This window comes from Streptomyces sp. NPDC051183, assembly GCF_040682455.1.
Lineage (GTDB): Bacteria > Actinomycetota > Actinomycetes > Streptomycetales > Streptomycetaceae > Streptomyces.
Window position 1 is genome coordinate 21,249 of the sequence record NZ_JBFBBA010000033.1, and the last position, 24,791, is coordinate 46,039.

24 protein-coding genes and 2 pseudogenes are annotated in these 24,791 nt (G+C 71.6%); 13 read left to right on the forward strand and 13 right to left on the reverse strand.

Translation table 11 applies throughout. The annotated features are described in order from the left end of the window. Positions 1-2: 2 nt before the first annotated feature. Positions 3-197, reverse strand: a pseudogene (locus tag AB0M99_RS26545) (MFS transporter); the annotation flags it as partial. Here AB0M99_RS26545 and AB0M99_RS26550 point away from each other — a divergent pair. The 3 genes and pseudogenes from AB0M99_RS26550 to era all read left to right on the forward strand — a co-directional run. Continuing rightward, positions 195-866: pseudogene (locus tag AB0M99_RS26550) on the forward strand (helix-turn-helix domain-containing protein); the annotation flags it as partial. The pseudogenes AB0M99_RS26545 and AB0M99_RS26550 overlap by 3 nt on opposite strands. A 141-nt stretch (positions 867-1,007) precedes the next feature. Further along, a complete protein-coding gene (locus tag AB0M99_RS26555; protein WP_365924588.1) occupies positions 1,008-2,309 on the forward strand; it encodes a beta-xylosidase in 1,302 nt (433 codons plus the stop codon). A gap of 941 nt (positions 2,310-3,250) precedes the next feature. After that, positions 3,251-4,201: a GTPase Era gene (gene era / locus AB0M99_RS26560; protein ID WP_365924707.1), complete on the forward strand. Its 951-nt coding sequence runs from the start codon at positions 3,251-3,253 to the stop codon at positions 4,199-4,201. Here the strand turns inward: era and AB0M99_RS26565 are convergent. The 4 genes from AB0M99_RS26565 to AB0M99_RS26580 form a co-directional block, all read right to left on the reverse strand. Continuing rightward, positions 4,198-4,857 (reverse strand): class I SAM-dependent methyltransferase, encoded by a 660-nt coding sequence (locus AB0M99_RS26565; protein ID WP_365924590.1) that lies wholly within the window; start codon positions 4,855-4,857, stop codon positions 4,198-4,200. The genes era and AB0M99_RS26565 overlap by 4 nt on opposite strands. Before the next feature lie 108 nt (positions 4,858-4,965). After that, positions 4,966-5,793 (reverse strand): GNAT family N-acetyltransferase, encoded by an 828-nt coding sequence (locus AB0M99_RS26570; RefSeq protein WP_365924592.1) that lies wholly within the window; start codon positions 5,791-5,793, stop codon positions 4,966-4,968. A gap of 54 nt (positions 5,794-5,847) precedes the next feature. Continuing rightward, positions 5,848-6,117, reverse strand: coding sequence for a protealysin inhibitor emfourin (locus tag AB0M99_RS26575; protein ID WP_365924594.1), 270 nt, complete (start codon positions 6,115-6,117; stop codon positions 5,848-5,850). Positions 6,118-6,127: 10 nt separating this feature from the next. Continuing rightward, positions 6,128-7,189 carry a M4 family metallopeptidase gene (locus AB0M99_RS26580; RefSeq protein ID WP_365924596.1) on the reverse strand — a complete coding sequence of 354 codons (1,062 nt, stop codon included), beginning with the start codon at positions 7,187-7,189 and terminating at the stop codon, positions 6,128-6,130. Positions 7,190-7,566: 377 nt separating this feature from the next. On the opposite strand from AB0M99_RS26580, the gene leuA reads away from it, so the two are divergent. The 6 genes from leuA (at position 7,567) to AB0M99_RS26610 (ending at position 14,541) form a co-directional block, all read left to right on the forward strand. Beyond that, complete coding sequence (gene leuA, locus AB0M99_RS26585) at positions 7,567-9,330, forward strand: 2-isopropylmalate synthase (RefSeq protein ID WP_365924598.1); 1,764 nt, start codon at positions 7,567-7,569, stop codon at positions 9,328-9,330. 235 nt (positions 9,331-9,565) lie between these two features. Further along, a complete protein-coding gene (locus tag AB0M99_RS26590) occupies positions 9,566-10,261 on the forward strand; it encodes a TerB family tellurite resistance protein (RefSeq protein WP_365924600.1) in 696 nt (231 codons plus the stop codon). A gap of 543 nt (positions 10,262-10,804) precedes the next feature. Continuing rightward, the gene (locus AB0M99_RS26595; protein ID WP_365924602.1) at positions 10,805-12,325 is read left to right on the forward strand and encodes a nucleobase:cation symporter-2 family protein; all 1,521 of its coding nucleotides are present in this window, start codon (positions 10,805-10,807) and stop codon (positions 12,323-12,325) included. Positions 12,326-12,410: 85 nt separating this feature from the next. Then, positions 12,411-13,157, forward strand: a complete 747-nt coding sequence (recO, locus tag AB0M99_RS26600) for a DNA repair protein RecO (RefSeq protein WP_365924604.1) — start codon at positions 12,411-12,413, stop codon at positions 13,155-13,157. An 11-nt stretch (positions 13,158-13,168) separates the two neighbouring features. Then, positions 13,169-13,990 carry an isoprenyl transferase gene (locus tag AB0M99_RS26605; RefSeq protein WP_365924606.1) on the forward strand — a complete coding sequence of 274 codons (822 nt, stop codon included), beginning with the start codon at positions 13,169-13,171 and terminating at the stop codon, positions 13,988-13,990. Between the two features lie 23 nt (positions 13,991-14,013). Further along, complete coding sequence (locus tag AB0M99_RS26610) at positions 14,014-14,541, forward strand: YcxB family protein (protein ID WP_365924608.1); 528 nt, start codon at positions 14,014-14,016, stop codon at positions 14,539-14,541. Here AB0M99_RS26610 and AB0M99_RS26615 read toward each other — a convergent pair. The 4 genes from AB0M99_RS26615 to AB0M99_RS26630 are packed head-to-tail and all read right to left on the reverse strand — an operon-like array spanning position 14,538 to position 17,673. Beyond that, complete coding sequence (locus AB0M99_RS26615; RefSeq protein ID WP_150519707.1) at positions 14,538-14,966, reverse strand: transcriptional repressor; 429 nt, start codon at positions 14,964-14,966, stop codon at positions 14,538-14,540. The two genes, AB0M99_RS26610 and AB0M99_RS26615, sit on opposite strands and share 4 nt — an antisense overlap. Positions 14,967-15,008: 42 nt before the next feature. Next, a complete protein-coding gene (locus AB0M99_RS26620; RefSeq protein WP_365924610.1) occupies positions 15,009-15,875 on the reverse strand; it encodes a metal ABC transporter permease in 867 nt (288 codons plus the stop codon). After that, a complete protein-coding gene (locus AB0M99_RS26625; protein WP_365924612.1) occupies positions 15,875-16,666 on the reverse strand; it encodes a metal ABC transporter ATP-binding protein in 792 nt (263 codons plus the stop codon). The genes AB0M99_RS26620 and AB0M99_RS26625 overlap by 1 nt, the downstream gene beginning before the upstream one ends. Before the next feature lie 29 nt (positions 16,667-16,695). After that, entirely contained in the window at positions 16,696-17,673 is a 978-nt protein-coding gene (locus tag AB0M99_RS26630) for a metal ABC transporter substrate-binding protein (protein WP_365924614.1), read from the reverse strand. Positions 17,674-17,839: 166 nt separating this feature from the next. Between AB0M99_RS26630 and AB0M99_RS26635 the strand changes: the two genes are divergently transcribed. Next, the gene (locus tag AB0M99_RS26635; protein WP_365924616.1) at positions 17,840-19,222 is read left to right on the forward strand and encodes a glycine--tRNA ligase; all 1,383 of its coding nucleotides are present in this window, start codon (positions 17,840-17,842) and stop codon (positions 19,220-19,222) included. 204 nt (positions 19,223-19,426) lie between these two features. Here the strand turns inward: AB0M99_RS26635 and AB0M99_RS26640 are convergent, their stop codons facing one another. The 3 genes from AB0M99_RS26640 to AB0M99_RS26650 all read right to left on the reverse strand — a co-directional run bounded on the left by AB0M99_RS26640 (position 19,427) and on the right by AB0M99_RS26650 (position 21,298). Further along, complete coding sequence (locus tag AB0M99_RS26640; RefSeq protein ID WP_365924618.1) at positions 19,427-19,555, reverse strand: hypothetical protein; 129 nt, start codon at positions 19,553-19,555, stop codon at positions 19,427-19,429. A 99-nt stretch (positions 19,556-19,654) separates the two neighbouring features. Further along, positions 19,655-20,248: a TetR family transcriptional regulator gene (locus AB0M99_RS26645; RefSeq protein ID WP_365924620.1), complete on the reverse strand. Its 594-nt coding sequence runs from the start codon at positions 20,246-20,248 to the stop codon at positions 19,655-19,657. Between the two features lie 21 nt (positions 20,249-20,269). Next, positions 20,270-21,298 carry an aldo/keto reductase gene (locus AB0M99_RS26650; protein WP_365924622.1) on the reverse strand — a complete coding sequence of 343 codons (1,029 nt, stop codon included), beginning with the start codon at positions 21,296-21,298 and terminating at the stop codon, positions 20,270-20,272. 34 nt (positions 21,299-21,332) lie between these two features. Between AB0M99_RS26650 and AB0M99_RS26655 the strand changes: the two genes are divergently transcribed. Both AB0M99_RS26655 and AB0M99_RS26660 read left to right on the forward strand, forming a co-directional pair. Further along, on the forward strand, positions 21,333-21,689 hold the full coding sequence (locus AB0M99_RS26655; protein WP_365924709.1) for a MarR family winged helix-turn-helix transcriptional regulator: 357 nt from the start codon (positions 21,333-21,335) through the stop codon (positions 21,687-21,689). A 99-nt stretch (positions 21,690-21,788) separates the two neighbouring features. Beyond that, positions 21,789-22,079: a hypothetical protein gene (locus tag AB0M99_RS26660; RefSeq protein WP_365924624.1), complete on the forward strand. Its 291-nt coding sequence runs from the start codon at positions 21,789-21,791 to the stop codon at positions 22,077-22,079. Here AB0M99_RS26660 and AB0M99_RS26665 read toward each other — a convergent pair. After that, on the reverse strand, positions 22,042-23,496 hold the full coding sequence (locus tag AB0M99_RS26665; RefSeq protein ID WP_365924626.1) for an MFS transporter: 1,455 nt from the start codon (positions 23,494-23,496) through the stop codon (positions 22,042-22,044). The genes AB0M99_RS26660 and AB0M99_RS26665 overlap by 38 nt on opposite strands. A 64-nt stretch (positions 23,497-23,560) precedes the next feature. Here AB0M99_RS26665 and dusB point away from each other — a divergent pair, with 64 nt between their 5' ends. Next, positions 23,561-24,703 (forward strand): tRNA dihydrouridine synthase DusB, encoded by a 1,143-nt coding sequence (gene dusB, locus AB0M99_RS26670; RefSeq protein ID WP_365924628.1) that lies wholly within the window; start codon positions 23,561-23,563, stop codon positions 24,701-24,703. Positions 24,704-24,791 lie beyond the last annotated feature (88 nt).

The following is a 24,791-nucleotide window of genomic DNA, read 5'->3' on the forward strand; positions in this document are numbered from 1 at the left end:
CCTCAGGCGGCCGAGGGCGAGGGCGAGGGCGAGGTCGACGACGGCGAGGGCGACGGCGGGGCCGGAACCGGCCGCCGCCGGATCACCATCGCCATCAGGGCGGCCATCGCGCACAGCGCCCCAGACGCGTACCAGACCAGGTCGTACGAGCCGGTCACGTCCCGCGCCAGGCCGCCGAGGAAGGCCACCAGCGCCGCCTCGTCTCCATCTGCACGGGCGGGTACGTGCTGGCCGCCGCCGGGTACCTGGACGGTCGCCGGGCCACGACCCACTGGGCCTCCGCCGAGCACTTCCAGCGGACGTTCCCCGCCGTACGGGTGGACGCGGGCGTGCTCTACACCGACGACGGGGACGTGCTGACCTCCGCGGGTGTCGCCGCCGGCATCGACCTGTGCCTGCACATCGTGCGCCGCGACCACGGCGCGGCCGTCGCGAACGACGTCGCCCGGCGCACCGTCGTTCCGCCCCACCGGGAGGGCGGCCAGGCGCAGTTCGTCGACCGTCCGGTGCCGAAGCCGCAGCTGGCCAGCACCACGGCGGCCCGGGCCTGGGTGCTGGACCGGCTGCACGAGCCGCTGCGCCTCACCGACCTGGCCCGTCAGGAAGCCGTGTCGGTACGGACCTTCACGCGCCGGTTCCGTGAGGAGTCGGGGGTCAGCCCCGGCGAGTGGATCGTCGGGCAGCGCGTGGAGCGGGCCCGGCGGCTGCTGGAGCGGACGGACCTGCCGATGGAGCAGGTGGCGCGGGAGACGGGCTTCGGGACGGCGCAGTCGCTGCGCAAGCACGTGCAGGCGGCGCTGGGGGTGAGCCCGACGGCCTACCGGCGCACCTTCCGCGCGGGCCCGGGGGATCCTCCCATCTCCTGATGGGACATCAGTCGGTGCCGGGTCCGTGCATTGACTTATCCCGCCGCCCGCTCGTGAATGTCCCCCTGGCGGGGCGCGGAACCCAGGGGGCGGGCAGTGCGAGCAGGGACGCGGAACAGGAGATGGTCGGCGGCCGTCGGCATGGCCGTGCTCGCGGCCGCGACCGGGGGCGCGCTGGGTCCGCCCGCCGCCGCCGAGGAGGAGCCGCCGGGGCAGGTGCCGGGCCAGGTGGACTTCCCGACGCACTGCCTGCCGCCGCAGGAGGCCGGCCTGCCGCCCGCCGACGGGCCCACCACGGCCCGGATCACGGTCGACGACCCGGCGCCGCGCGTCGGGGACACCGTCACCGTGACGTACCAGGTGACCAGGACCCCCGCCGTGAACCCGGTGGGCGGCGAGCTTCCCGCCGACGTGCTGACCCCGACCGGGCTGGTCGTGCTCGGGGGAGCGCAGAACGGCACGGTCACCGTCGTCGGGGCCAAGCGGAACGACCCCGTCGGGGCGGGCGCGGTGCTGCCCGCCGTCACCATGACCGGTACCTTCACCGTCACCGCGCCGGGCGGGATCACGCTCGCCCCCGGCGGCTACACCCTGCACACCGGCCACCTGCTCGACCTGGACACCACCTGCGCCGCCGGGGCCGAGGGCGCGCCGCCCGTCGCGCAGCGGATCACCGCGACCCCGCTGCCCACGGCCAACCTGCGGGGCGTCTCGCTCGGCGCCGCCTCCGGGACACCGGGCGCCAGGGTCAAGGTCACCGGCTCCGGCTTCGCCCCCGGCGCGGCCGTGACGGTGGCGGGCCGGGCGGGTGCGGCCGAGACCGCAGACCGGGTCACGGCCACCGCCGACGAGCTGGGCGTGGTCCTGGCGGAGCTGCCGGTCAACGACAGGGCGACCACCGGTGTGGTGGCGTACGAGGGCTCGGCCTGGTCGCCGGGGCAGGGGTCGGGGCCCGCCGCGTACACGGTCATCGGCCCCGCCCCGATGCCGCCGGGCACGCAGAAGGTGACCGCGGTGGTGGAGCCGGGCGCGCTGGGCATGACCCAGACCGGCGAGGCGGTGACCCTGGGCGCGGTCCCGTACGGCGACGGCGGCGCGGCCCCCGGGCGGATCGGGACCGTGACCGTCAAGGACGCGCGCGGCGGCCCGGCCGGGTGGTCCCTGATCGGCAAGGTCACGGACTTCACCGGGCCCGGCGGAGTCCGCATCCCCGGCGCCTCCCTGAGCTGGACCCCGTCCTGTACGGCCGCCGCCGGCAGCCCGAGCGCGTGCGCGCCGGGCAGCGCGGGCACGGTCGGCCCGGACGGCGCCGTCCTCGCGTCGACGCCCGACGCCCCGCTGGTCGGCGGCACCTTCACGGTCGACGCGACCGTCGCCCTCCAGATCCCCCCGTACACCGCGCCGGGCGCCTACACCGCGGTGCTGACCCTGACCCTGTCGTGACCCCGCTCCGGCGCCGCCCGGGCCGCCGCCCGACCGCGGTCGCCGCCGTGCTGCTCGCGGTGGCCGCGGCCCTCGTACTGCCCGGGTCCGCCGGGCCGGCGGCCGCGGCCGACAACGGGCAGTGGTCGGTGCTCCCCGCCGCCAACGCCGTCGGGCAGCGGCCGTACTTCTACCTCTCCGCCGCCCCCGGCACCGCCGTCGGCGACTCGGTGACCGTCGCCAACCGCACCGACCGGCCCCGCACCTTCCGCCTCTACGCCGCCGACGCCCACAACACCGCCCGCGACGGCGGCTTCGCCCTGCGCGGCCCCGACGAGCCCCGCCGCGCCACCGCCGCGTGGGTCAGGCTCGACCTGGAGCGGGTCACCGTGCCCGCCCGCGCGGCGGTCGGCGTCGGCTTCACGCTCACCGTCCCCGACCGGGCCGAGCCGGGGGACCACCCCGGCGCCATCGTGGCCGTGGAGGACCGGCCGGCCGTCGCCACCGCGCAGGGGATCGGCGTGCAGCAGGCCGTCGCCGCCCGGCTCTACCTCCGGGTGACCGGGCCGACCGCCCCCGCCCTGGCCGTCGAGGACCTCCGGGTCGCGTCGCGCGGGACCGGCGCGGAGGTCTCGTACACCCTCCACAACCTCGGCAACGTCACCCTGCGCCCCCGCGCAGCCCTCACCGCCTCCGGAACCTTCGGCCGCAGGCTCCTCACGCGGACCCTCACCGGGCTTCCGGCCGAACTGCTGCCCGGCCAGGAAGTGCGGCTCAGCACCCGCTGGGAGGACCCGCCCGAGGTGGAATGGGCCCAGGTCACGGTGGACGCGGGGGCCGCGGGGGCAACCGCCCGGGCGAGCGCCGACTACGCTCGCCATCCCTCCCTGACGGGCCGGCTGGCGGGCCTCCTGGCCCTCGTGGCCGCGGCCTGGTCGGCGCTGGGAGCCGCATCGGGGAGAATGGCCCGTATGAGCGATCGTTCCCCCGAGACCACCGGCCCGCACCGTGCGGGCTTCGCCTGCTTCGTCGGCCGCCCCAACGCGGGGAAGTCGACCCTGACCAACGCACTCGTGGGCACCAAGGTCGCGATCACCTCCAACCGGCCGCAGACCACCCGCCACACCGTCCGCGGCATCGTGCACCGCCCCGACGCCCAGCTCGTCCTGGTCGACACGCCCGGTCTGCACAAGCCGCGCACGCTCCTCGGCGAGCGCCTGAACGACGTCGTCCGGACCACCTGGGCCGAGGTCGACGTCATCGGCTTCTGCCTGCCGGCCGACCAGAAGCTCGGCCCCGGCGACAAGTTCATCGCCAAGGAGCTCGCGGGGATCAAGAAGACCCCCAAGATCGCCATCATCACCAAGACCGACCTGGTCGAGTCCAAGGCCCTGGCCGAACAGCTCCTCGCCGTCCACCAGCTCGGCGCGGAGCTCGGCTTCGAATGGGCCGAGATCGTCCCGGTGTCGGCGGTCGGCGACAGCCAGGTCCAGCTGCTGGCCGACCTGATCGCGCCGCTGCTGCCGGAGAGCCCGCCGCTGTACCCGGAGGGCGACCTCACCGACGAGCCCGAGATGGTGATGGTCGCGGAGCTGATCCGCGAGGCCGCCCTCGAAGGCGTACGGGACGAGCTCCCGCACTCCATCGCGGTCGTGGTGGAGGAGATGATCCCCCGGGAGAACCGCCCGGCGGACCGGCCGCTGCTCGACATCCACGCCAACGTCTACATCGAGCGGCCGAGCCAGAAGGGCATCATCATCGGCCCGAAGGGCTCCCGCCTGAAGGAGGTCGGCATGAAGTCGCGCAAGCACATCGAGGCGCTGCTGGGGACGCCGGTCTTCCTCGACCTGCACGTGAAGGTCGCCAAGGACTGGCAGCGCGACCCCAAGCAGCTGCGCAAGCTCGGTTTCTAGGCAAGTCGCCGCACTTTCAGCACGTTGTCGGTACGGGTCCCGGGCCGGCCGTCGGGGTCGGTCAGGGCCTGTACGTGCTCTCCCGTGACCAGCACCTCCCAGGCGCCCTCCGGCAGCTCCAGCTGCCGCAGGACCTCCTCCGGCGTCGGGAAGCCGATCTCCGAGTGCGCGTCGGGGTTCCAGGACGGCCCGCCCGCGTGGCCGACCACCAGCAGGACCCCGCCCGGGGCCACGGCGCCGGTGGCCGTACGCAGGATCCGGGCGCGCGGGAAGTCCCCGTAGTTGTGCAGGAAGCACGCCGAGACGAGGTCGAACTCCCCCTCGGGGAAGGACTCGGCGAAGTCGTGCCGCTGCAGGTCGACGCGGTCGCCGACGCCCGCCTCGGCGGCGTGCTCGGCCGCCCGCCCGAGGGCGACCTTCGAGATGTCGGTCCCGGTGACGTGCCAGCCGCGGCGGGCCAGCCAGACGGCGTCGGCGCCCTCGCCGCAGCCCAGGTCCAGGGCCCGGCCGGGGGCCTGGTCCGAGGCCTCCCGGACCAGGAGCGCGTTGGGCTTGCCGCTCCAGATCCGGGTGCTCTCGCTGTAGCGGCCGTCCCAGAACGCCTCGTCGCCGGCGGGCTCGGAGGCGGGGGCCTGGGCGTGTTCGTGCTGGTGCATGGGGGCCTTCTTCCTGTACGGGTCCGGTACTCCCGATGCTCCGCCCGCCCCGGCCCCACAGGCAAACTTCGTTGCCGTTCCGGCAAACCGCCAGCGCTACCGCCAGCGCTACAGCGGCGGTTCCGCGATCAGGGCCGTACCGACGTGCCGGAAGCCGAGGCGGCCGTAGATCCGGGCCACGTCCTCGTCACCCGCCGAGAGGAACACGGTCCGGGCCCCGTGCGCGAGGGCGTCCGCCACCAGGGCCGCCGTCACCGCGAGTGCCAGGCCCTGGCGGCGCGCCGCGGGCAGGGTGCCGACGCCGACGACCTCGGCGACCTCGCCGACCGGGATGTACTGGCCCGCGCACAGCACGACGCCGTCCCGCTCGGCCGCCGCCATGACGGTCCGGCCCGAGGCGATCATCCCGGAGACGCGCTCCCGGCGCGGCTCCACCGCGGGGTCCTGCGCCGCCACCGCCAGTTCCGCGGGGCCGGCCTCGCCCACGGCAGTGCCCGGCGCGGAGAAGGCCAGCATCGGGACCGTCACCGCCGGGCCCAGGAGGGCGTCGTCCGCGCCGAGCACCCGTACGTCCGGATGCGCGGGCGGGGGTACCGCGGCGGGGTCCAGCACCATCAGCGGGTGCGCGTGGACGTGCAGCCCGGCCGCTTCCACCGCGGCCCGCAGGGAGGGTGTGGTTTCGGCCACCCACTCGAAGGACTCGGGGACCTTCAGCTCCCGCTGCCGCGCCAGCACCCGCTCCACGTCGGCCGCCGAGACCTCGGCGGCGGCCGGGCCGTCGGGGGCGCCCAGCAGGGGCCGCGCGTAGTACGGCCAGCCCGCACCCTCTTGTACGAACAGGGTCAGCGGGCCGATGTCCTCGGCCCGCGCCCCGCCGGCCCGCGGGGCCGCGTCGTAGTACCGCTCCAGCTCGGACAGCAGTGTCTTGTCAGTCATTCGAGCCATCCAAGCAAGCGGGAGCGCCGAGGGCACCTCCTTGAACCGGCGGGCCTACGCGCCCTCCTTCAGCAGCCGCGATATCAGCGTCCGCTGGGCCTCCGACAGGTGCGGGTCCTGGCAGAGCACCGTCCGCCCGTCCACGGTGATCCGGTACGAGAACCCGTCCCGCACCCCGTCCGCGGGACGGTCCGGCGCGGCGGGCCGCAGGGCGAGCTGGGCCAGGGCCCGCCACTCGTCCTCGTCGGGCCGGCCCGAGGTGTCCACCTCGGCCCGGCGCTCGATCCCCGCGAAACCGCCCGTCCGCACCACAGAAATCCGCATGCCCGGCCTCCTACCCCAGGCCGACCGCCGACCAAGCCTTCTGCAGGGCCTGGTGCTCGGAGCCGCCCTCGCCGTACCGCGCCACGGCCGCCGCGACCGTGAGCCGGGCGAAGTCCGTGAACTGCGCGTCCGCGGCCAGCTCGCCGCCCGTCAGGGTGTCGTACCAGATCTGCCCGGCCCGCTCCCAGGCCTTGCCGCCCAGCTCGCTCGCCACCAGGTAGAAGGCGTGGTTGGGGATGCCGGAGTTGATGTGGACCCCGCCGTTGTCGCTGGACGTCCGGACGTAGCCGTCCATCGTCGACGGCTGCGGGTCCTTCCCGAGCACGTCGTCCTCGTATGCCGTGCCGGGCGCCTTCATCGACCGCAGGGCCTGGCCGCTGTCGACGCCCGGTCCGAGGAGTCCGGCGCCGATCAGCCAGTCCGCGTCGGCGGCGGCCTGGTCGAGCGAGTACTGCTTGATGAGGGAGCCGAAGACGTCCGACATGGACTCGTTGAGCGCGCCGGACTGGCCGCGGTACTCCAGGTTCGCCGTGTACTGGGTGACCCCGTGCGTCAGCTCGTGGCCGATGACGTCCACCGACACGGTGAAGTCGAGGAAGAGGTCCCCGTCGCCGTCGCCGAAGACCATCTGGCTGCCGTCCCAGAAGGCGTTGTTGTACAGCCGGCCGTAGTGGACGGTGGCGTCCAGCGGCAGGCCGGCGTCGTCGATCGAGTGGAGTCCGAAGGCCTTGAGGTACAGGTCGAAGGTCGCGCCGAGCCCGGCGTAGGCGCGGTTGACGCTGGCGTCCTTGCTCGCGTCCGCGCCCTCGGCCCGCACCTTCTTGCCGGGCAGCCGGGTGCGGTGCTGGGCGTCGTAGATCGTCCGCTGCGGGGTGTCGGGCGGCGTGGCCCTCGGAGCGGCGAGCAGGGGGCTGAGCTGCCGCCGGTCGCGGTGGGAGGCGTCGAGCTCAAGGGTGTGGCGTGCGGCGGCGGCCCGGTCGGGGTCCTCGGAGCGGGCGATCCGGTCGAGGACGTGCGGCGGCACGACTCCGCAGATGGCGGGGTGGCGGTGGTGAGCGCGGGAGGCATCCATCCCGGCAATGTGGCAGTGAGTCACTTCCGTGTCACTAGCGGCGACCATGATTCATTCGCTTGTCTGAAAGCGGCTGCGCTTCATTGACGGATCGCCCGGACATCGGCCCGGACTCGGCGGCGAGAACGAGGCTTAGCTCACAAAGGGTGCAAATCGGACCCCGGGGTCTTGCATACTGAAACAGGTCCTCGCGATACGGCGCGGCTCGGTTAGGCTCGGCCCATCATGCGTTTCGGGCTGCTTCTCCTTAGCTGCCGCGGCGAGGGTCTGTAGTCGTAGGCCGGCCCCCTCCCCGCGGAGTTTGGTGTTGCGGTTTTTACGACCGCCCGTCGGCCGTCCCAGCGAACTACACGCGGACACGCGAGGAGCCCAACGCCATGAGCCAGCAGCCTTTTGTCGGTCGCCCCACGCCCATCACCAACGCGACCCACTCCCAGAAGTCCTCCGGGATGCCGATCCACAAGTACGGCCAGTACGAGCAGGTGGACATCCCGGACCGCACCTGGCCGGACGCCCGCGTCACCAAGGCTCCCCGCTGGCTGTCGACCGACCTGCGCGACGGCAACCAGTCGCTGATCGACCCGATGACCCCCGCCCGCAAGCGCGAGATGTTCGACCTGCTGGTGCGCATGGGCTACAAGGAGATCGAGGTCGGCTTCCCGTCCTCCGGCGAGACCGACTTCGCCTTCGTGCGCTCGATCATCGAAGAGGGCGCGGTACCGGACGACGTCACCATCTCCGTACTGACCCAGGCCCGCGAGGACCTGATCGAGCGCACCGTGGAGTCGCTGGTCGGCGCCAAGCGCGCCACCGTGCACCTGTACAACGCGACCGCCCCGACCTTCCGCCGGGTCGTCTTCCGCGGCTCCAAGGAGCAGATCAAGCAGATCGCCGTCGACGGCACCCGCCTGGTCATGGAGTACGCGGACAAGCTGCTGGGTCCCGAGACCACCTTCGGCTACCAGTACAGCCCGGAGATCTTCACCGACACCGAGCTGGACTTCGCCCTGGAGGTCTGCGAGGCCGTCTGTGACGTCTGGCAGCCCGCCGAGGGCCGCGAGATCATCCTGAACCTGCCCGCCACCGTGGAGCGTTCGACGCCCTCCACCCACGCGGACCGCTTCGAGTGGATGGCCCGCAACCTGACCCGTCGCGAGCACGTCTGCATCTCCGTGCACCCGCACAACGACCGAGGCACCGCCGTCGCCGCCGCCGAGCTGGCCCTGATGGCCGGCGCCGACCGCATCGAGGGCTGCCTGTTCGGGCAGGGCGAGCGCACCGGCAACGTCGACCTGATCACGCTGGGCATGAACCTGTTCTCCCAGGGCATCGACCCGCAGATCGACTTCTCGCAGATCGACGAGATCCGTCGCACCAGCGAGTACTGCAACCAGATGGAGGTCCACCCGCGCCACCCCTACGCGGGCGACCTGGTCTACACCGCCTTCTCCGGCTCCCACCAGGACGCCATCAAGAAGGGCTTCGACGCCATGGAGGCCGACGCGGCCGCCAAGGGCGTCACCGTCGACGACATCGAGTGGGCGGTCCCGTACCTGCCCATCGACCCCAAGGACGTCGGCCGCTCCTACGAGGCGGTCATCCGGGTCAACTCGCAGTCCGGCAAGGGCGGCATCGCCTACGTCCTGAAGAACGACCACAAGCTGGACCTGCCGCGCCGCATGCAGATCGAGTTCTCGCGGATCATCCAGGCCAAGACCGACGCCGAGGGCGGCGAGGTCACGCCGAAGGCGATCTGGGACGTCTTCTCGGACGAGTACCTGCCCAACCCCGAGAACCCGTGGGGACGCATCCAGCTGCGCTCCGGCCAGACCACCACCGACAAGGACGGCACGGACACGCTGACCGTCGAGGCGGTCGTGGACGGCGTGGACACCGTGCTGGACGGCACCGGCAACGGCCCGATCTCGGCCTTCTTCGACGCGCTGGCCGGCATCGGGGTCGACGCCCGCCTGCTGGACTACACCGAGCACACGATGAGCGAGGGCGCGTCCGCCGTGGCCGCCTCGTACATCGAGTGCGCGATCGACGGCCGGGTCCTGTGGGGCATCGGCATCGACGCCAACACCACCCGCGCCTCCCTGAAGGCGGTCATCTCCGCCGTCAACCGCGCGGGCCGCTGATCCGCGGATCGGCGACCGGAAATCGGCGGCCCCGCCCCTCCCTCCGGAGGGGCGGGGCTCCGCCGTCTCCGGGCGGGCCCGGACGGCGGGTCGGGGGCTCTCGGGGCGGGGGCGCAGATCGGCCAAGTACGGGGGCCGTCGGATGTTGTCTTGTCACACGGCTGACGCATGCTCACCGATGTGGCTAACATCACGCCAACCCGGCGATGCTGCCGGAAGGTTACGGAGGTGCGACGTGCTGCCAGTTCGGGGTGGGGACGGCCGGAAGCTGACGGCCTGGGGCATCCGTACCACCTGGAGCACCGTGGGGGACGGGGAGTTCTTCTGCCCCGACTGCGGTGGCGACCGGAACTACCGCCGGCGCACCGGGCGCCGCCGGTTCACCGTCCTCGGGGTCCCGCTGCTGCCGCGCGGGCACGCCGGACCCGTGGTCGAGTGCCAGGGCTGCCGGCAGCGCTTCGGCACCGACGCGCTGGACCACCTCACCACCACCCGCTTCTCCGCGCTGCTGCGCGACGCCGTGCACACCGTGGCCCTGGCCGTGCTGGCGGCCGGCGGTACGGCCTCGCGCAGCGCTCTGGAGGCCGCCGTGGGAGCCGTACGGTCCGCCGGGTTCCAGGACTGCACCGAGGCGCAGCTGGAGTCCCTCGTGGAGGCTCTGGCCACCGACGAGGGCCGGCTGGGGCTGTACGACGGCCCCGAGTGCTGCGGGGCCGCGCTGTCGATCGAGCTGCACGAGGCGCTGGAGCCGCTCGCCCCGCACCTGGCCGCCGCGGGACGGGAGTCGATCCTTCTGCAGGGCGCTCGCATCGCGCTCGCGGACGGGCCGTACATCCCTGCAGAACGGGAGGTGCTGGCCACGGTGGGCGCGGCGCTGCGGATCGACGCGGACGAGGTCGCGCGGCTGCTCTCGGCGGTCCGGGCTCCGTAAGGTGCGTGCGGGCCCGAAGGGGATGGAATTGGGCCGGAAACCGGCCGGTAGGACGTAACGATCCGGCCTCGCACCCCCGGATTCGAGCCCCACGTACGCCGCGGGCACGGCGGAGCTGATCGCTCCGGGCTGCGGGTATCCACCTGTCGGACACCCGGAGAGACGCGTTCTACTTTGCTCGGCAGAACCTCCGCAAACCCTTTACCTGCACGTCACCCCGTTTCCGCTTCGCGTTCGCGTGGCGGGAACGGGTGCTTCTGCGTGCCTGGCGCGTACTCCATGGCCGGGGTCCCTGCCACTGGAGAAACCTACAGATCTGGCATCGCCAAACGTCAACACTTTGTAGAAGTCGACGATATCTGTGAGGCCTCCCACAGGCGTTCAATTCCGGTCACACGACGAGACGCCGCCAGTAACACAGCGGGGCTTCGATTCACGTGAACGCACTGTCAACCCTGGCGGACCAACGGGTTAGCGACCCACTCCGGCCAGGGATAACCAGATTCCTCTCGATTACCTACCTCATTGAAGGGCAAGGCAGAGATGGCACGTGTCGCCGCCCGGCTTTCCGCCAACGGAGAGCAGAGCACGCACCCGGTCGACGAGGTGCTCCCCCTCCCCAAGCTCGCGCTCTACGGCTTCCAGCACGTACTCGCGTTCTACGCCGGTGCGGTGATCGTTCCGATCATCGTGGGCGGGGCCCTCGGGCTCAGCCCCCAGGAGCTGGTGTACCTGATCAACGCGGACCTGTTCACCTGCGGCATCGCCTCGATCCTCCAGGCGTGGGGCATCGGCCGGATCGGTGCGCGCCTGCCCCTGATCCAGGGCGTCACCTTCACCGCGGTGTCCCCGATGATCGCCATCGGGCTCGGAGCGGGCGGCGGGACGGCGGGCCTGCTCGTCATCTACGGCGCGGTCATCACGGCCGGCATCGCCACCTTCGCCTTCGCCTGGCTGCCCCCCAAGGCGTTCCGGGCGGTCATGAAGCTCTTCCCGCCGGTCGTCACCGGTACGGTGATCACCGTCCTCGGCATCGTGCTGATCCCCGTCGGCCTCAACGACGCCGCGGGCGGCCTCGGGAGCCCCGACTTCGGCGACCCGAAGCACTTCGCCTACGCGGGCGGCACGATGCTCTTCATCCTCGTCCTGATGAAGCTCGGCAAGCCCTTCCTCTCCAGCATCTCCATCCTGATCGGCCTGGTCGGCGGCACCGCCGTCGCCTTCCTGCTCGGCGACGCCAAGTTCGGCGACGTGAGCAACTCGGACTGGATCGGCATCACCACCCCGTTCCACTACGGAGCACCGAAGTTCGCCTGGTTCCCGATCCTGCTGATGCTCATCGTCATGCTGATCACCATGGTCGAGACGACCGGTGACACGTACGCCGTCGGCGACATCGTCGGCAAGGAGATCGACAGCGAGACCGTGGCCCGCGCCCTGCGTGCCGACGGCGCCGCGACCGCCCTCGGCGGCGTCCTGAACTCCTTCCCGTACGTCGCCTTCGCCGAGAACGTCGGCCTGGTCCGCATGACCAAGGTGAAGAGCCGCTTCGTGGTCGTCGCCGCGGGCGTCTTCATGATCGTCCTCGGCATGATCCCGAAGGCCGCCGCGATCGTCGCCGCCGTCCCGCACGGGGTCCTCGGCGGCGCCGCCACCGTGATGTTCGCGATGGTGGCCCTGGCCGGCATCCAGACCCTGGCCAAGGTCGACCTCAAGGAGGAGAAGAACGCGCTGGTCGTGGGCATCTCCCTGGCCTTCGCGCTGCTCCCGGCCACCGTCCCGGTCCTCTTCAAGGACCACATGGACGCGGACCTCTCCTCGCTCCTCAACAGCGGTGTGACGCTCGGCGCCACGGCCGCGATCGTCCTGAACCTGATCTTCAACGGACTGGGCAAGGGCGACCCGCACACCGCGGTCCCGGTCGAGCTGCCCGCCCAGGCGGCAGCCCCGGCGGAGGCCGCTGCCGACAGCGCTGCCGAGGCCGGCGCCACGGCCGGCTCCGAAGCCGGCCCCGACGGTGAGAAGGCGGACGGCGCGGCCGCGCCCGCGACGCCCGCCACCTGACCCTCCCAAGGGGCGACTGCCCTCCGTCCGGACCCGTGTCCGGACGGAGGGCCGTCGCCGTGCCCGCACAGGCGACAATGGGCGCATGAGTCTGTTCCGCGACGACGGCATCGTGCTGCGCACCCAGAAGCTGGGTGAGGCGGACCGCATCATCACGCTGCTGACCCGGGGCCACGGCCGGGTGCGGGCCGTCGCCCGCGGGGTCCGGCGCACCAAGTCCAAGTTCGGCGCCCGGCTGGAACCTTTCTCCCACGCCGACGTGCAGTTCTTCGCCCGCGGCAGCGAACTGGTCGGGCGCAGCCTGCCGCTCTGCACGCAGACCGAGATCATCGCCCCGTACGGCAACGGCATCGTCACCGACTACGCCCGCTACACCGCCGGCACCGCGATGCTGGAGACCGCCGAGCGCTTCGCCGAGAACGAGGGCGAGCCCGCCGTACAGCAGTACCTGCTGCTCGTCGGCGCCCTGCGCACCCTCTCGCGCGGCGAACACGAACCGCACCTCATCCTCGACGCCTTCCTGCTGCGCTCCCTCGCCGTCAACGGCTACGCGCCCAGCTTCGAGGACTGCGCGAAGTGCGGGATCCACGGCCCCAACCGGCACTTCTCCGTCGCCGCGGGCGGGGTGATATGCGGCGACTGCCGCGTCCCCGGAGCCGTCGTACCCTCGTCGGAGGCCATCGCCCTGCTGAGCGCCCTGCTGACGGGCGACTGGGCGCATGCCGACGCGTGCGAGGCGCGTCACGTGCGGGAGGGCAGCGGGCTGGTCTCGGCCTATTTGCACTGGCATCTGGAACGCGGGCTACGCTCCCTGCGTTACGTCGAGAAATAGGAGCTGGGCACATGGCACGACGCGGGATTCTGGGACGCTCTCGCCGCGAGTACAAGGTTCCCGAGCCGCACCCGTCCGGTGAGCGCCCGCCGAAGATCCCCGGTGAGCTGGTCCCGAACCACGTCGCGGTCGTCATGGACGGCAACGGCCGCTGGGCCAAGGAACGCGGTCTGCCGCGCACCGAGGGTCACAAGGTGGGCGAGGGCGTCGTGCTCGACGTGCTCAAGGGCTGCCTGGAGATGGGCGTCAAGAACCTCTCCCTGTACGCCTTCTCGACGGAGAACTGGAAGCGCTCGCCCGACGAGGTCCGCTTCCTCATGAACTTCAACCGCGACGTCATCCGGCGCCGCCGCGACGAGATGAACGAGCTGGGCATCCGCATCCGCTGGGTCGGCCGCATGCCGAAGATGTGGAAGTCGGTCGTCCAGGAGCTCCAGGTCGCGCAGGAGCAGACCGTCGACAACGACGCGATGACCCTGTACTTCTGCGTCAACTACGGCGGCCGCGCGGAGATCGCGGACGCGGCACAGGCGATCGCCCGGGACGTGGCGGCGGGCCGGCTGGACCCGTCGAAGGTCAACGAGAAGACCTTCGCGAAGTACATGTACTACCCGGACATGCCGGACGTGGACCTGTTCCTGCGGCCGAGCGGCGAGCAGCGGACCTCCAACTACCTGCTCTGGCAGAGCGCGTACGCGGAGATGGTCTTCCAGGACGTGCTGTGGCCGGACTTCGACCGCCGCAACCTCTGGGCGGCCTGCCTGGAGTACGCCCAGCGCGACCGCCGCTTCGGCGGGGCCGTCCCGAACCAGGCTGAGGGCTCCACGGGCTGAGCCTGCGGGTACGCTCTGCCGCCATGGACACGACGGGCCGGGCGGTGGAGCTGTACTGCGCCGCTGAGCGCAGGGACGTACGGGAGGTGCTGCGCTGGCGCGCCTTCGGTGCTCCGTTCAGCCGCGTGCGGCTGCTGATCCGGCTGCTGCTGGTGCCGCTGGTGGCGCCCGTGATCATCGTGGCCCAGCACGGCCGGCAGACATACCCGGCGGGACTGGCCCTCGCGGCCGGGGCCGGGGTCCTCTGCGGCGCCCTCGGCCTGCTGTACGACCGGTGGCGGGCGGCGCGCCCGATGTACGCCTGGGCGGCGGCGCATCCCGAGTACCGGTGCGTGGTCACGGAGGCGGGGATGCGCAGCCACCGGCCCGACGGGACGGCGGTGGCCTACCGGTGGGGGCAGTACAGGGGCTGGACCGAGACCCCGAACCTGTTCCTCTTCGTGTTCTACGACGGGGAACTGGGCTGGCTGCCCAAACGGGCGGCATCGGATCCCGCCGACATCGGCCGGATCCGTGCGGTCTTCGGCCGGAACCTGACCCGGATCGGCTAGCCGGCGGCCGCGCAGTCGGCGCAGGTGCCGAAGATCTCCACCGTGTGGGCGACGTTCACGTAGCCGTGCTCGGCCGCGATGGACTCCGCCCACTTCTCCACCGCCGGGCCCTCCACCTCGACCGCCTTGCCGCACTTGCGGCAGACCAGGTGGTGGTGGTGGTCGCCCGTGGAGCAGCGACGGTAGACGGATTCGCCGTCGCTGGTGCGCAGCACGTCGACCTCGCCGGCGTCCGCGAGCGACTGGAGGGTGCGGTAGACGGTGGTCAGGCCCACGGAGTCACCGCGGTGCTTGAGCATGTCGTGCAGCTCCTGGGCGCTGCGGAACTCGTCCACCTCGTCCAGCGCCGCCGCCACGGCCGCCCGCTGCCGGGTGGATCGCCCTCGTACTGGCGCGGTATTCGTCTCGCCAGGCGCAGTCGCCACCGGTTCCTCCTCGTATCGGCCTGCGGCCATTGTGCCAGCCCGCTAGACCTTCACATCGTCCCGCGTGCAGACCTCTTCGGTCGCACGTGCGGCTCTGGCGCGGCGCCGGGCCAGTGGGGTCGACAGGGCCGTCATCACCATGAAGACGGCGATGGCGAGGAGCACGATCGTCGCGCCGGAGGGAGCGTCCATGTAATACGTGGTGGCCGTGCCGGCCAGGGAGACCACCAGGGCGATCGCCATGGCCAGCGACAGCGTCGCGGTGAACCCGCGGGTGACCCGTTGGGCGGCCGCGACCGGGATCACCATCATGGCGCTGACCAGCAGCAGGCCCACGATGCGCATCGCCACGGTGACGGTGACGGCGGCGGTGACCGCGATCAGCAGGTTGAGGAAGCGCACCGGCAGTCCGGTGACGCGGGCGAACTCCTCGTCCTGGCAGACGGAGAAGAGCTGGCGGCGAAGGCCGATGGTGACGGCGAGGACGAAGGCGGCGAGGACCGCCATCGCGGTGACGTCCTCGGGGGCGACCGTGGTGATCGAGCCGAACATGGCACTGACCAGGTTGGTCGTGGAACCGCCCGGAGCCATGTTGATGATCATGACGCCGCCGGCCAGGCCGCCGTAGAAGAGCATGGCGAGCGCGACGTCGCCACTGGTCTTGCCGCGGGAGCGGATCAGCTCCATGCCGACCGCACCGATGACGGCGACCAGGGTGGCCATCCACACAGGGCTCGTGTTGAGCAGGAAGCCGAGCGCGACACCGGTCATGGCCACGTGTCCGAGGCCGTCGCCCATGACGGCCTGACGGCGCTGGACGAGGTACGTGCCGATCGCGGGCGCCGTGATGCCGACCAGTGCGGCCGCGATCAGCGCCCGCTGCATGAAGGCGTAGTTCAGGAGGTCCATCAGCTCAGCAGTCCCGTCCGCAGGGGCTCGGCGTCGTGCGCCGCGTGGGGGTGTACGTGGTCGTGGCCGGGCAGGGCGTGCTGGCCCACGGCCTCCGGGGGCGGTCCGTCGTGGACGACGCAGCCGTCGCGCAGGACGACGGCGCGGTCGATGAGGGGCTCCAGCGGTCCCAGCTCGTGCAGGACGAGCAGAACGGTGGAACCGGCGGAGACCTGCTCGCGCAGGGCCTTCGCGAGGACCTCCTGGTTGGCGAGGTCCACGCCGGCCATCGGCTCGTCCATGATCAGCAGATCCGGCTCCACGGCGAGCGCCCGGGCTATGAGCACGCGCTGGTGCTGGCCGCCGGAGAGGGCGTTGACCGAGGCGTCGGCGTACGTGTCCATGTCGACCAGGGCCAGGGCGCGCTCGACGGCGGCCTTGTCGGCCTTGCGCAGGACGCCGAAGCGGGTGCGGCCCAGCCGGCCGGAGGAGACGACCTCCCGGACGGTGGCGGGGACACCGCTGGCGGCGGTGGTGCGCTGCGGGACGTACCCGATGCGCGACCAGTCGCGGAAGCGCTTGAAGTCGGTGCCGAAGAGGGACAGGGCGCCGTCGGTCAGCGGGACCTGGCCGACGACGGCGCGGACGGCCGTGGACTTGCCGGAGCCGTTGGCGCCGAGCAGGGCGACGACCTCACCGCGGCGGACGGTGAGGTCGATCCCGCGCAGCACGGGGCGCGAGCCGAGCGAGGCCGTGGCCCCGCGCAGGGATATGACGGGCTGGTCCGATGCCTGTCGGGGCGTGGACTGCATGGCTCGCGCCTCCGTTGCTGCTGCTGTCATTACTTGGCTCCGAGTGCCTTCTGGAGGTTCTTCAGGTTGGACCGCATGACCTCGAAGTAGTCAGCGCCCTGGGACTTGTCGGTGATTCCCTCGAGCGGGTCGAGGACGTCGGTCTTCAGGCCGGTGTCCTGCGCGAGGGTCTTGGCCGTCTTGTCGCTGGCCAGCGTCTCGAAGAACACGGTGGAGACATTGTCCTTCTTCGCGACGGCCTGGAGCTCCTTCATCCGGGCCGGGCTCGGCTCGGACTCGGGGTCGACGCCGGAGATGCCCTCCTGGTCGAGGCCGTAGCGCTCGGCGAGGTAGCCGAAGGCGGAGTGGGTGGTGATGAACGTCTTGGACGCGGTGTTCGCCAGACCGCTCTTGAACTCGGTGTCCAGCGTGCCCAGCTTGGAGACCAGGTCGTCGGTGTTCTTCTTGTAGTCCGCCGCGTGGTCGGGGTCGGCCTTCTCCAGGGCCGCGCCGACGCCCTTGGCGATCTCCGCGTACTTGGTGGGGTCGAGCCAGACGTGCGGGTCCTCGCCGGACTCGCCGTGGCTGTGACCGTGGTCGTGGTCCTCGCCCTCGGCCGCGTGGTCGTGGTCGTCGTGGCCGGAAGCGCCGTGCACCTCCAGCTTGGTGAGGGTGGCGGCGTCCACGATGTTCTTCACGCCGGACTGGGCGACGGCCTTGTCGACGGCGGGCTGCAGGCTCTTGAGGTAGAGGACGACATCGGCCTCGCCGAGCTGCGCGGTCTGCTTGGGGGTGATCTCCAGGTCGTGCGGTTCCACGCCCGGCTTGGTCAGGGTGTCGACCTTCACGTGGTCCTTGCCGATCTGCTCGGCGAGGAACTGCATCGGGTAGAACGACGCCATCACGTCGAGCTTGCCCCCCTTGTCACCGGAGGCGCCGGCTGCGCCGGAGCAGGCGGTGAGGGCGGTGGCGCCGAGAGCGACGGCTGCGGCGAGGGCGGCGGTGGGTATGAGGCGTCGTACGTTCATGACATCCATTTTCATCAAAAATGGAAACGATTGTCAAAAACCCTGGTGAGCGGTCCGCGATGAGGACCGGGGGAGGGCGGCGGAAGGGGAACCGATTTGAAAGGGGGGGTGCGGGCGCCGGTAACCTGAGGCATTCGCCGTTCGTCCTCGTAATGAAGAGAGCACCGTGGCCGCCGACAAGATCGACACCATCGTCAGCCTGAGCAAGCGCCGTGGCTTCGTTTTCCCGTGCAGTGAGATCTACGGCGGCTCCAAGGCCGCCTGGGACTACGGCCCGCTCGGTGTCGAGCTCAAGGAGAACATCAAGCGCCAGTGGTGGAAGGCGATGGTCACCGGGCGCGAGGACATCGTCGGCCTCGACTCCTCCGTGATCCTGGCCCCCGAGGTCTGGGTGGCCTCCGGCCACGTCGCGACCTTCTCGGACCCGCTGACGGAGTGCACCTCCTGTCACAAGCGCCACCGCGCCGACCACCTGGAAGAGGCGTACGAGGCCAAGCACGGCCGCGTGCCCGCCAACGGCCTGGCCGACATCAACTGCCCCAACTGCGGCGTGAAGGGCCAGTTCACCGAGCCCAAGCAGTTCTCCGGCATGCTGGAGACCCACCTCGGCCCGACCCAGGACACCGGCTCCAAGGCGTACCTGCGCCCCGAGACCGCCCAGGGCATCTTCACCAACTTCGCCGTGGTGCAGACCACCTCGCGCAAGAAGCCGCCGTTCGGCATCGCGCAGATGGGCAAGTCCTTCCGCAACGAGATCACGCCCGGCAACTTCATCTTCCGCACCCGCGAGTTCGAGCAGATGGAGATGGAGTTCTTCGTCAAGCCGGGCGAGGACGAGCAGTGGCAGGAGTACTGGATGGCGGAGCGCTGGAACTGGTACCGCGACCTCGGCATCCGCGAGGAGAACATCCGCTGGTACGAGCACCCGAAGGAGAAGCTGTCCCACTACTCGAAGCGCACCGCCGACATCGAGTACCGCTTCAACTTCGGTGGCAACGAGTTCTCGGAGCTCGAGGGTGTCGCCAACCGCACCGACTACGACCTGAAGGCCCACTCCGCCGCCTCGGGCGCGAACCTGACCTACCACGACCAGGAGTCGGGCGAGCGCTACACCCCGTTCGTCATCGAGCCGGCGGCCGGTGTCAACCGCGCCATGCTCGCCTTCATGCTCGACGCGTACAACGAGGACGAGGCTCCGAACGCCAAGGGCGTCATGGAGAAGCGCGCCGTGATGCGTCTCGACCCGCGCCTGGCCCCGATCAAGGTCGCCGTCCTGCCGCTGTCCCGCAACGCGCAGCTGTCGCCGAAGGCCAAGGGCCTGGCCGCCGACCTGCGCAAGAACTGGAACATCGAGTTCGACGACGCGGGCGCCATCGGCCGCCGCTACCGCCGCCAGGACGAGATCGGTACGCCGTTCTGCGTCACCGTCGACTTCGACACCCTCGACGACAACGCGGTGACCGTGCGCGAGCGCGACACCATGAAGCAGGAGCGCGTCTCCCTGGACCAGATCCAGAGCTACCTCGGCAGCCGCCTGCTCGGCTGCTAGGCGGTCCCGCACGAAAGACCGGTGGCCCGGTGCGCACTGCGCACCGGGCCACCGGTCTGTCACGAGCCGGGCCGGATCAGGCGGCCGCCGCCTCGGCCGAGGCGGCGGCCGGCGGCGCGGCGCTCGCCCTCGGCCTGGGGCGAGCCGCGGCCGGCGTGGCCAGGCAGAGCAGCCCGAACAGCCCCGTCACGGCGGAGTCCTTGATCAAAGGGGCCCGGCCGAGTGGGCGCCGACGAGCGGGACGACGGCCGTGATCACGATGAACACGAGGGTCACCGCGGCGAATTCGTCGAGCTTGCGCCGCCAGGCCAGGCTGATGGCGCTGTCGAGCACCGGCCAGGCGCAGCCCCATGGTCCGGATCCAGCCGAGGGCGGTGGCGGCCCCGGAACGGGCGGGAGGCGCGGGCCGTGCTGCCTGGGCTGACAAGGCTGTCAGGCGCGCAGGCCGCGGATCACCAGGGAGGTGACCGCCTCGAACTCCGCGGTGATGGTCGGCGAGACCCAGTCGGCCGCGTACTGCGGGTCGTGGAAGCGGCCGGTGGCATCGAAGACTGCCCGGGCGGCGGCCGGCACGTCGGCCGCGCTGAGGGAGCCCGCCGCGACCCCCTCGGCGATGATCCGGGCCAGCTGGTCGATCAGCTCGGTCAGGTGGCGGTCCACCACGCCGCTGTTCTCGGCGAGCAGCACCGTGTACGTCGCGAAAAGCTCGGGGTCGTCGCCCGCCTTGTAGCGCTTGGCCTCGAAGAGCGCCTCCAGCCACGCCTCCAGCTTGGAGGGGGCCGTCCCGGCGGGAGCCGAGGCGATCTCCTCCAGCATGACGACGCTCTTGGCGAGCCACCGGTCGGTGACGGCCTCGCGCAGCGCCGCCTTCGACGGGAAGTGCCGGTACACGCTGCCGTGGCTGACGCCCAGCGCGCGCGCCACGTCCACCACGGTCGCCTTGGTGGGGCCGAAGCGGCGCAGCACCTCCTCCGTGGTTTCGAGGATGCGCTCGGGGGTCAGGGGTTCGGCAGCAGCGGGGGCCATGTGGATGACCGTACCGCCAGCTCAGTGCTCGCTGTCGAGGTGGGCCATCTGCGCCGCCGGGTACCGCTCGCCGGCCGCCGCTCCCGCGGGGACCGCGGCCTCGATGGCGGCGAGGTCGGCCGCCGTCAGCTCTATGTCCATGGCACCCAGTGCCTCGGTGAGCCGGTCACGGCGGCGGGCACCGACCAGCGGGACGATGTCCTCGCCGCGCGAGAGCACCCAGGCGATGGCGGTCTGGGCGACGCTCACGCCCTTGCCCTCGGCGACCTTGCGCAGCGCCTCGACCAGGTCGAGGTTCCGGCTGAGGTTCTCCCCCTGGAAGCGCGGGCTCATCCCGCGGAAGTCGCCCGGCGCCAGCGTCCGCTCGCGGGTGAAGTGGCCGCTGATCAGGCCGCGGGAGAGCACCCCGTACGCCGTGACGCCTATGCCCAGCTCGCGGGCGGTCGGCAGGATCTCCGCCTCGATGCCGCGCGAGATCAGCGAGTACTCGATCTGGAGGTCCGAGATCGGGGTAACCGCGGCGGCCCGGCGCAAGGTGTCCGCGCCGACCTCGGAGAGGCCGATGTGCCGCACGTGCCCGGCCTGGACGGCCTCGGCGATGGCGCCGACGGTCTCCTCGATCGGGACGTCCGGGTCGACGCGGGCGATGCGGTAGATGTCGATGTGGTCCCGGCCGAGCCGCTGGAGCGAGTAGGCCAGGAAGTTCCTGACGGCCTCGGGCCGGCCGTCATACCCGGTGAAGCCGCCCTCGACCGTGCGCAGCGCGCCGAACTTCACGCTGGTCAGCGCCTTGTCGCGGGCCGCGGCGGGCGCGGTGCGCAGTGCTTCGTTGATCAGCAGCTCGTTGTGACCCATGCCGTAGAAGTCGCCGGTGTCGAGGAGCGTGACCCCGGCGTCCAGGGCGGCGTGGATGGTCGCGAGGGACTCGGCCCGGTCGGCCTCGCCGTACAGCGCGGACATGCCCATGCAGCCCAGCCCCAGCGGGAAGACGGAGGGGCCGGTGAGGCCGAGGCGGCGGGTGGTGGCGTAGGTGCTCTGGTTCGTCGTCATGGAAAGAGAATGGCATGACGAGTGACAGATTTCAATATCTGTCACTCGTCAGTGTGAGTCGTCACGCCGCCGCGCGCAGCACCAGGGCGGCCCCATCGGCCAGCGGGCGCTCGCCGAGCGGCTGGAGGTGGACCCGAGCGTGCTCGTCGGGATCCTCAACGACCTGGAGCGCGACGGCCTGGCCGACCGCCGCCGGGACCCCGCCGACCGCCGCCGGCACAACGTGGCCATCACCGAAGCCGGGTCCGCGGCCCTCGGCAAGACCAACGCGGCGCTGGACGCGGTGGAGCTCGGGCTGTTCTCCGGGCTCTCGGACCAGGAGCAGGGCGTACTGCGCGGGCTGCTGGCCCGCATCGACACGCACGCCGACGACTTCGACTGCCAGGAGTAGCCAGGGGTAGTCAGGAGCAGCCGGGGAGCAGGCCCCGTCAGGGGGATACCGCTCCCGGCCCCGCGGCCGGAGAATCGACCCCAGGGGGTGGGTGGGGCCATGTGGATCCTGGTCTGGGTGCTGTGCGCGTGGATGGTGCTCGCGCTGTGCGCGACCTTGGTGGGGATCGCCCGGCGGGAGTCCGCCGAGACCTACGAGGGCGTCGTCATCGGCCGCGGTTCGACGACCGTCCCGCTCACCGTCGGCAGCCGCACCGACCTGTGGCTCCACGTCCGCGAGGACTCCGGCGCGAAGACCTCGCACCAGGTGGACGGCCGCACCTGGGCCGCCTTCGGCGTCGGGGACCGGATCGTCAAACGCGCGGGGGAGCGGCGGCCGTCGAAGGGCTGAGGGCCGGCTCCGGCTCCAGGGCGGCGGCCGTGCGCAGGGCCGTCCCGCGCGCCCACCGGCCACTGGTGACGGCGCCCACCACCAGGACGAGCAGCCCGCAGGCGGTGATGATCCACCAGGCGGGCCGGGTCGCCTCCACGAAGTCGCCGCCGCCCGCGGTGCCGGCCGCCAGAACGGCGCCGATCACCGCGACGCCCAGCGTCCCCCCGGTCTGGCGGCTGGTGGAGGCCACGGCCGCCGCGACCCCCGCCTGGGAGCGGGGCATCCCGGAGACCGCGGTGTTGGTGATGGGGGCGTTGACCATCCCGAAGCCCAGGCCGAAGAGCACGTACCCCGCGAACATCAGGGGTGTGGAGGTCTCCGCCGAGAACGCCGCGAACAGCAGCCCGCTCGCCGCCATGGCCGCCCCCGCGACCAGCAGCGGCAGCATCGGCCCCCGGGTCCCCACCAGGCGCCCCGACAGCGGGGCGCACAGGCCGGTCAGTGCCGCCATCGGCAGCATGTAGAGCCCGGCGTGCAGGGCACTCAGCCCCCGTACGTCCTGGAGGTACAGGGTGTTCAGGAACAGGAACCCGGACAGCGCGGCGAAGCCGCTCACCGCGATCACCGTGGCCCCGCTGAAGGGGGCGCTCCGGAAGAACCGCGGGTCGATCAGGGGCTGCGCCCGCCGCGGCTCGTAGGCGAGCAGCCCGGCCAGTGAGGCCGCGGCGGCCACGGCGCACCCCAGGATCAGCGGGGAGGTCCAGCCGGCCGCCGGGGCCTCGATGATCCCGTACGTCACCGAGCCGAGCAGCACCATGACCAGCAGCTGTCCCACCGGATCCGGCCGGCGGGGGCGGTCGGCCCGGGACTCGGGGACGTAGCGCAGGGTCAGCACGAGGGCGGCGAGGCCGACGGGGAGGTTGACCCAGAAGATCGACCGCCAGCCCACCGAGTCCACCAGCAGCCCGCCGATCAGCGGGCCGGCGGCCATGGAGATGCCGACCACCGCACCCCACACCCCGATGGCGCGGGCGCGCTCGCGGGGGTCGGTGAAGGTGTTGGTGATGATCGACATGGCGACGGGGTTGAGCATCGAGCCGCCCACCGCCTGGAGCATCCGGAAGGCGATCAGCCACTCCAGGCTCGGGGCGAGCGAGCAGAGCAGCGAGCCGGCGGTGAAGAGCACGAGGCCCACGCCGAAGACCTTGCGGCGCCCGATCCGGTCCGCCGTGGAACCCGCCAGCATCAGCAGCGAGGCCAGGACCAGCGTGTACGCGTCGATCGTCCACTGCATCCCGGCGACGGAGGCGTTCAGCTCGCGGCGCATCGAGGGGAGGGCGACGTTCAGGACGGTGTTGTCGAGGCTGACGATGAGCAGGCTCATGCAGCAGATCGCCAGTACGAGCATGCGCCGCCGATGGATCAAGTCGTGCATGATGCCGATAGTACGCCTAACTAAAGAAATACGTGGAGGGGTGCGGCTGAGCCACAATGGTGGAATGACCACGCTCCCCCCGCCTCTCGCGATCGGGCCGCACACCGTGCAGCCCCCGGTGGTGCTCGCGCCCATGGCCGGCATCACCAATGCCCCGTTCCGTACCCTGTGCCGCGAGTTCTCGGGCGGCAAGGGGCTGTTCGTGAGCGAGATGATCACGACCCGCGCCCTGGTCGAGCGCAACGAGAAGACCATGCAGCTGATCCACTTCGACGAGACCGAGAAGCCCCGCTCGATCCAGCTGTACGGAGTCGACCCCGCGACGGTCGGCAAGGCGGTCCGCATGATCGTCGACGAGGACCGCGCCGACCACATCGACCTCAACTTCGGCTGCCCGGTCCCCAAGGTCACGCGCAAGGGCGGCGGCTCCGCGCTCCCTTACAAGCGCAACCTGCTGCGCGCGATCCTGCGCGAGGCCGTCGCCGGGGCCGGCGACCTGCCGGTGACGATGAAGATGCGCAAGGGCATCAACGACGATCACCTCACCTACCTCGACGCCGGCCGGATCGCCGTCGAGGAGGGTGTCACTGCCATAGCCCTGCACGGGCGCACCACCGCCCAGCACTACGGCGGCACGGCCGACTGGGACGCCATCGCGCGGCTCAAGGAGCACGTGCCGGAGATCCCGGTGCTCGGCAACGGCGACATCTGGTGCGCGGAGGACGCGCTGCGCATGGTCCGCGAGACCGGCTGCGACGGCGTGGTCGTGGGGCGCGGCTGCCTGGGGCGTCCGTGGCTGTTCAACGACCTGGTGGCGGCCTTCGAGGGGCGCCCCGAGGACTTCCACAAGCCGACGCTGCGCGAGGTCGCGGCGTCCATGCACCGGCACGCCGAGCTGCTGGGCCAGTGGATCGGCGACGAGGCGCGCGGGGTGATCGACTTCCGTAAGCACGTGGCCTGGTACCTCAAGGGTTTCGCGGTGGGTTCGGAGATGCGCCAGAAGCTGGCCGTCACCTCCTCCCTGGCCGAGTTGGACGCTCATTTGAGCGAGCTCGACCTGGACCAGCCGTGGCCCGAGAGCGCGGACGGCCCGCGCGGCCGGACGTCCGGAAACAACCGGGTCGTCCTGCCTGAGGGCTGGTTGAAGGACCCCTACGACTGTGCGGGCGTGAGTGAGGATGCCGAACTCGACACGTCGGGCGGCTGAGAATTCGGCGGCAAAACGTGCCATCGGCGGCGTGACATACGCCACGCATGGGTGGGGTTGCGCTCAGATGAGCGCGAAAATCACGGGT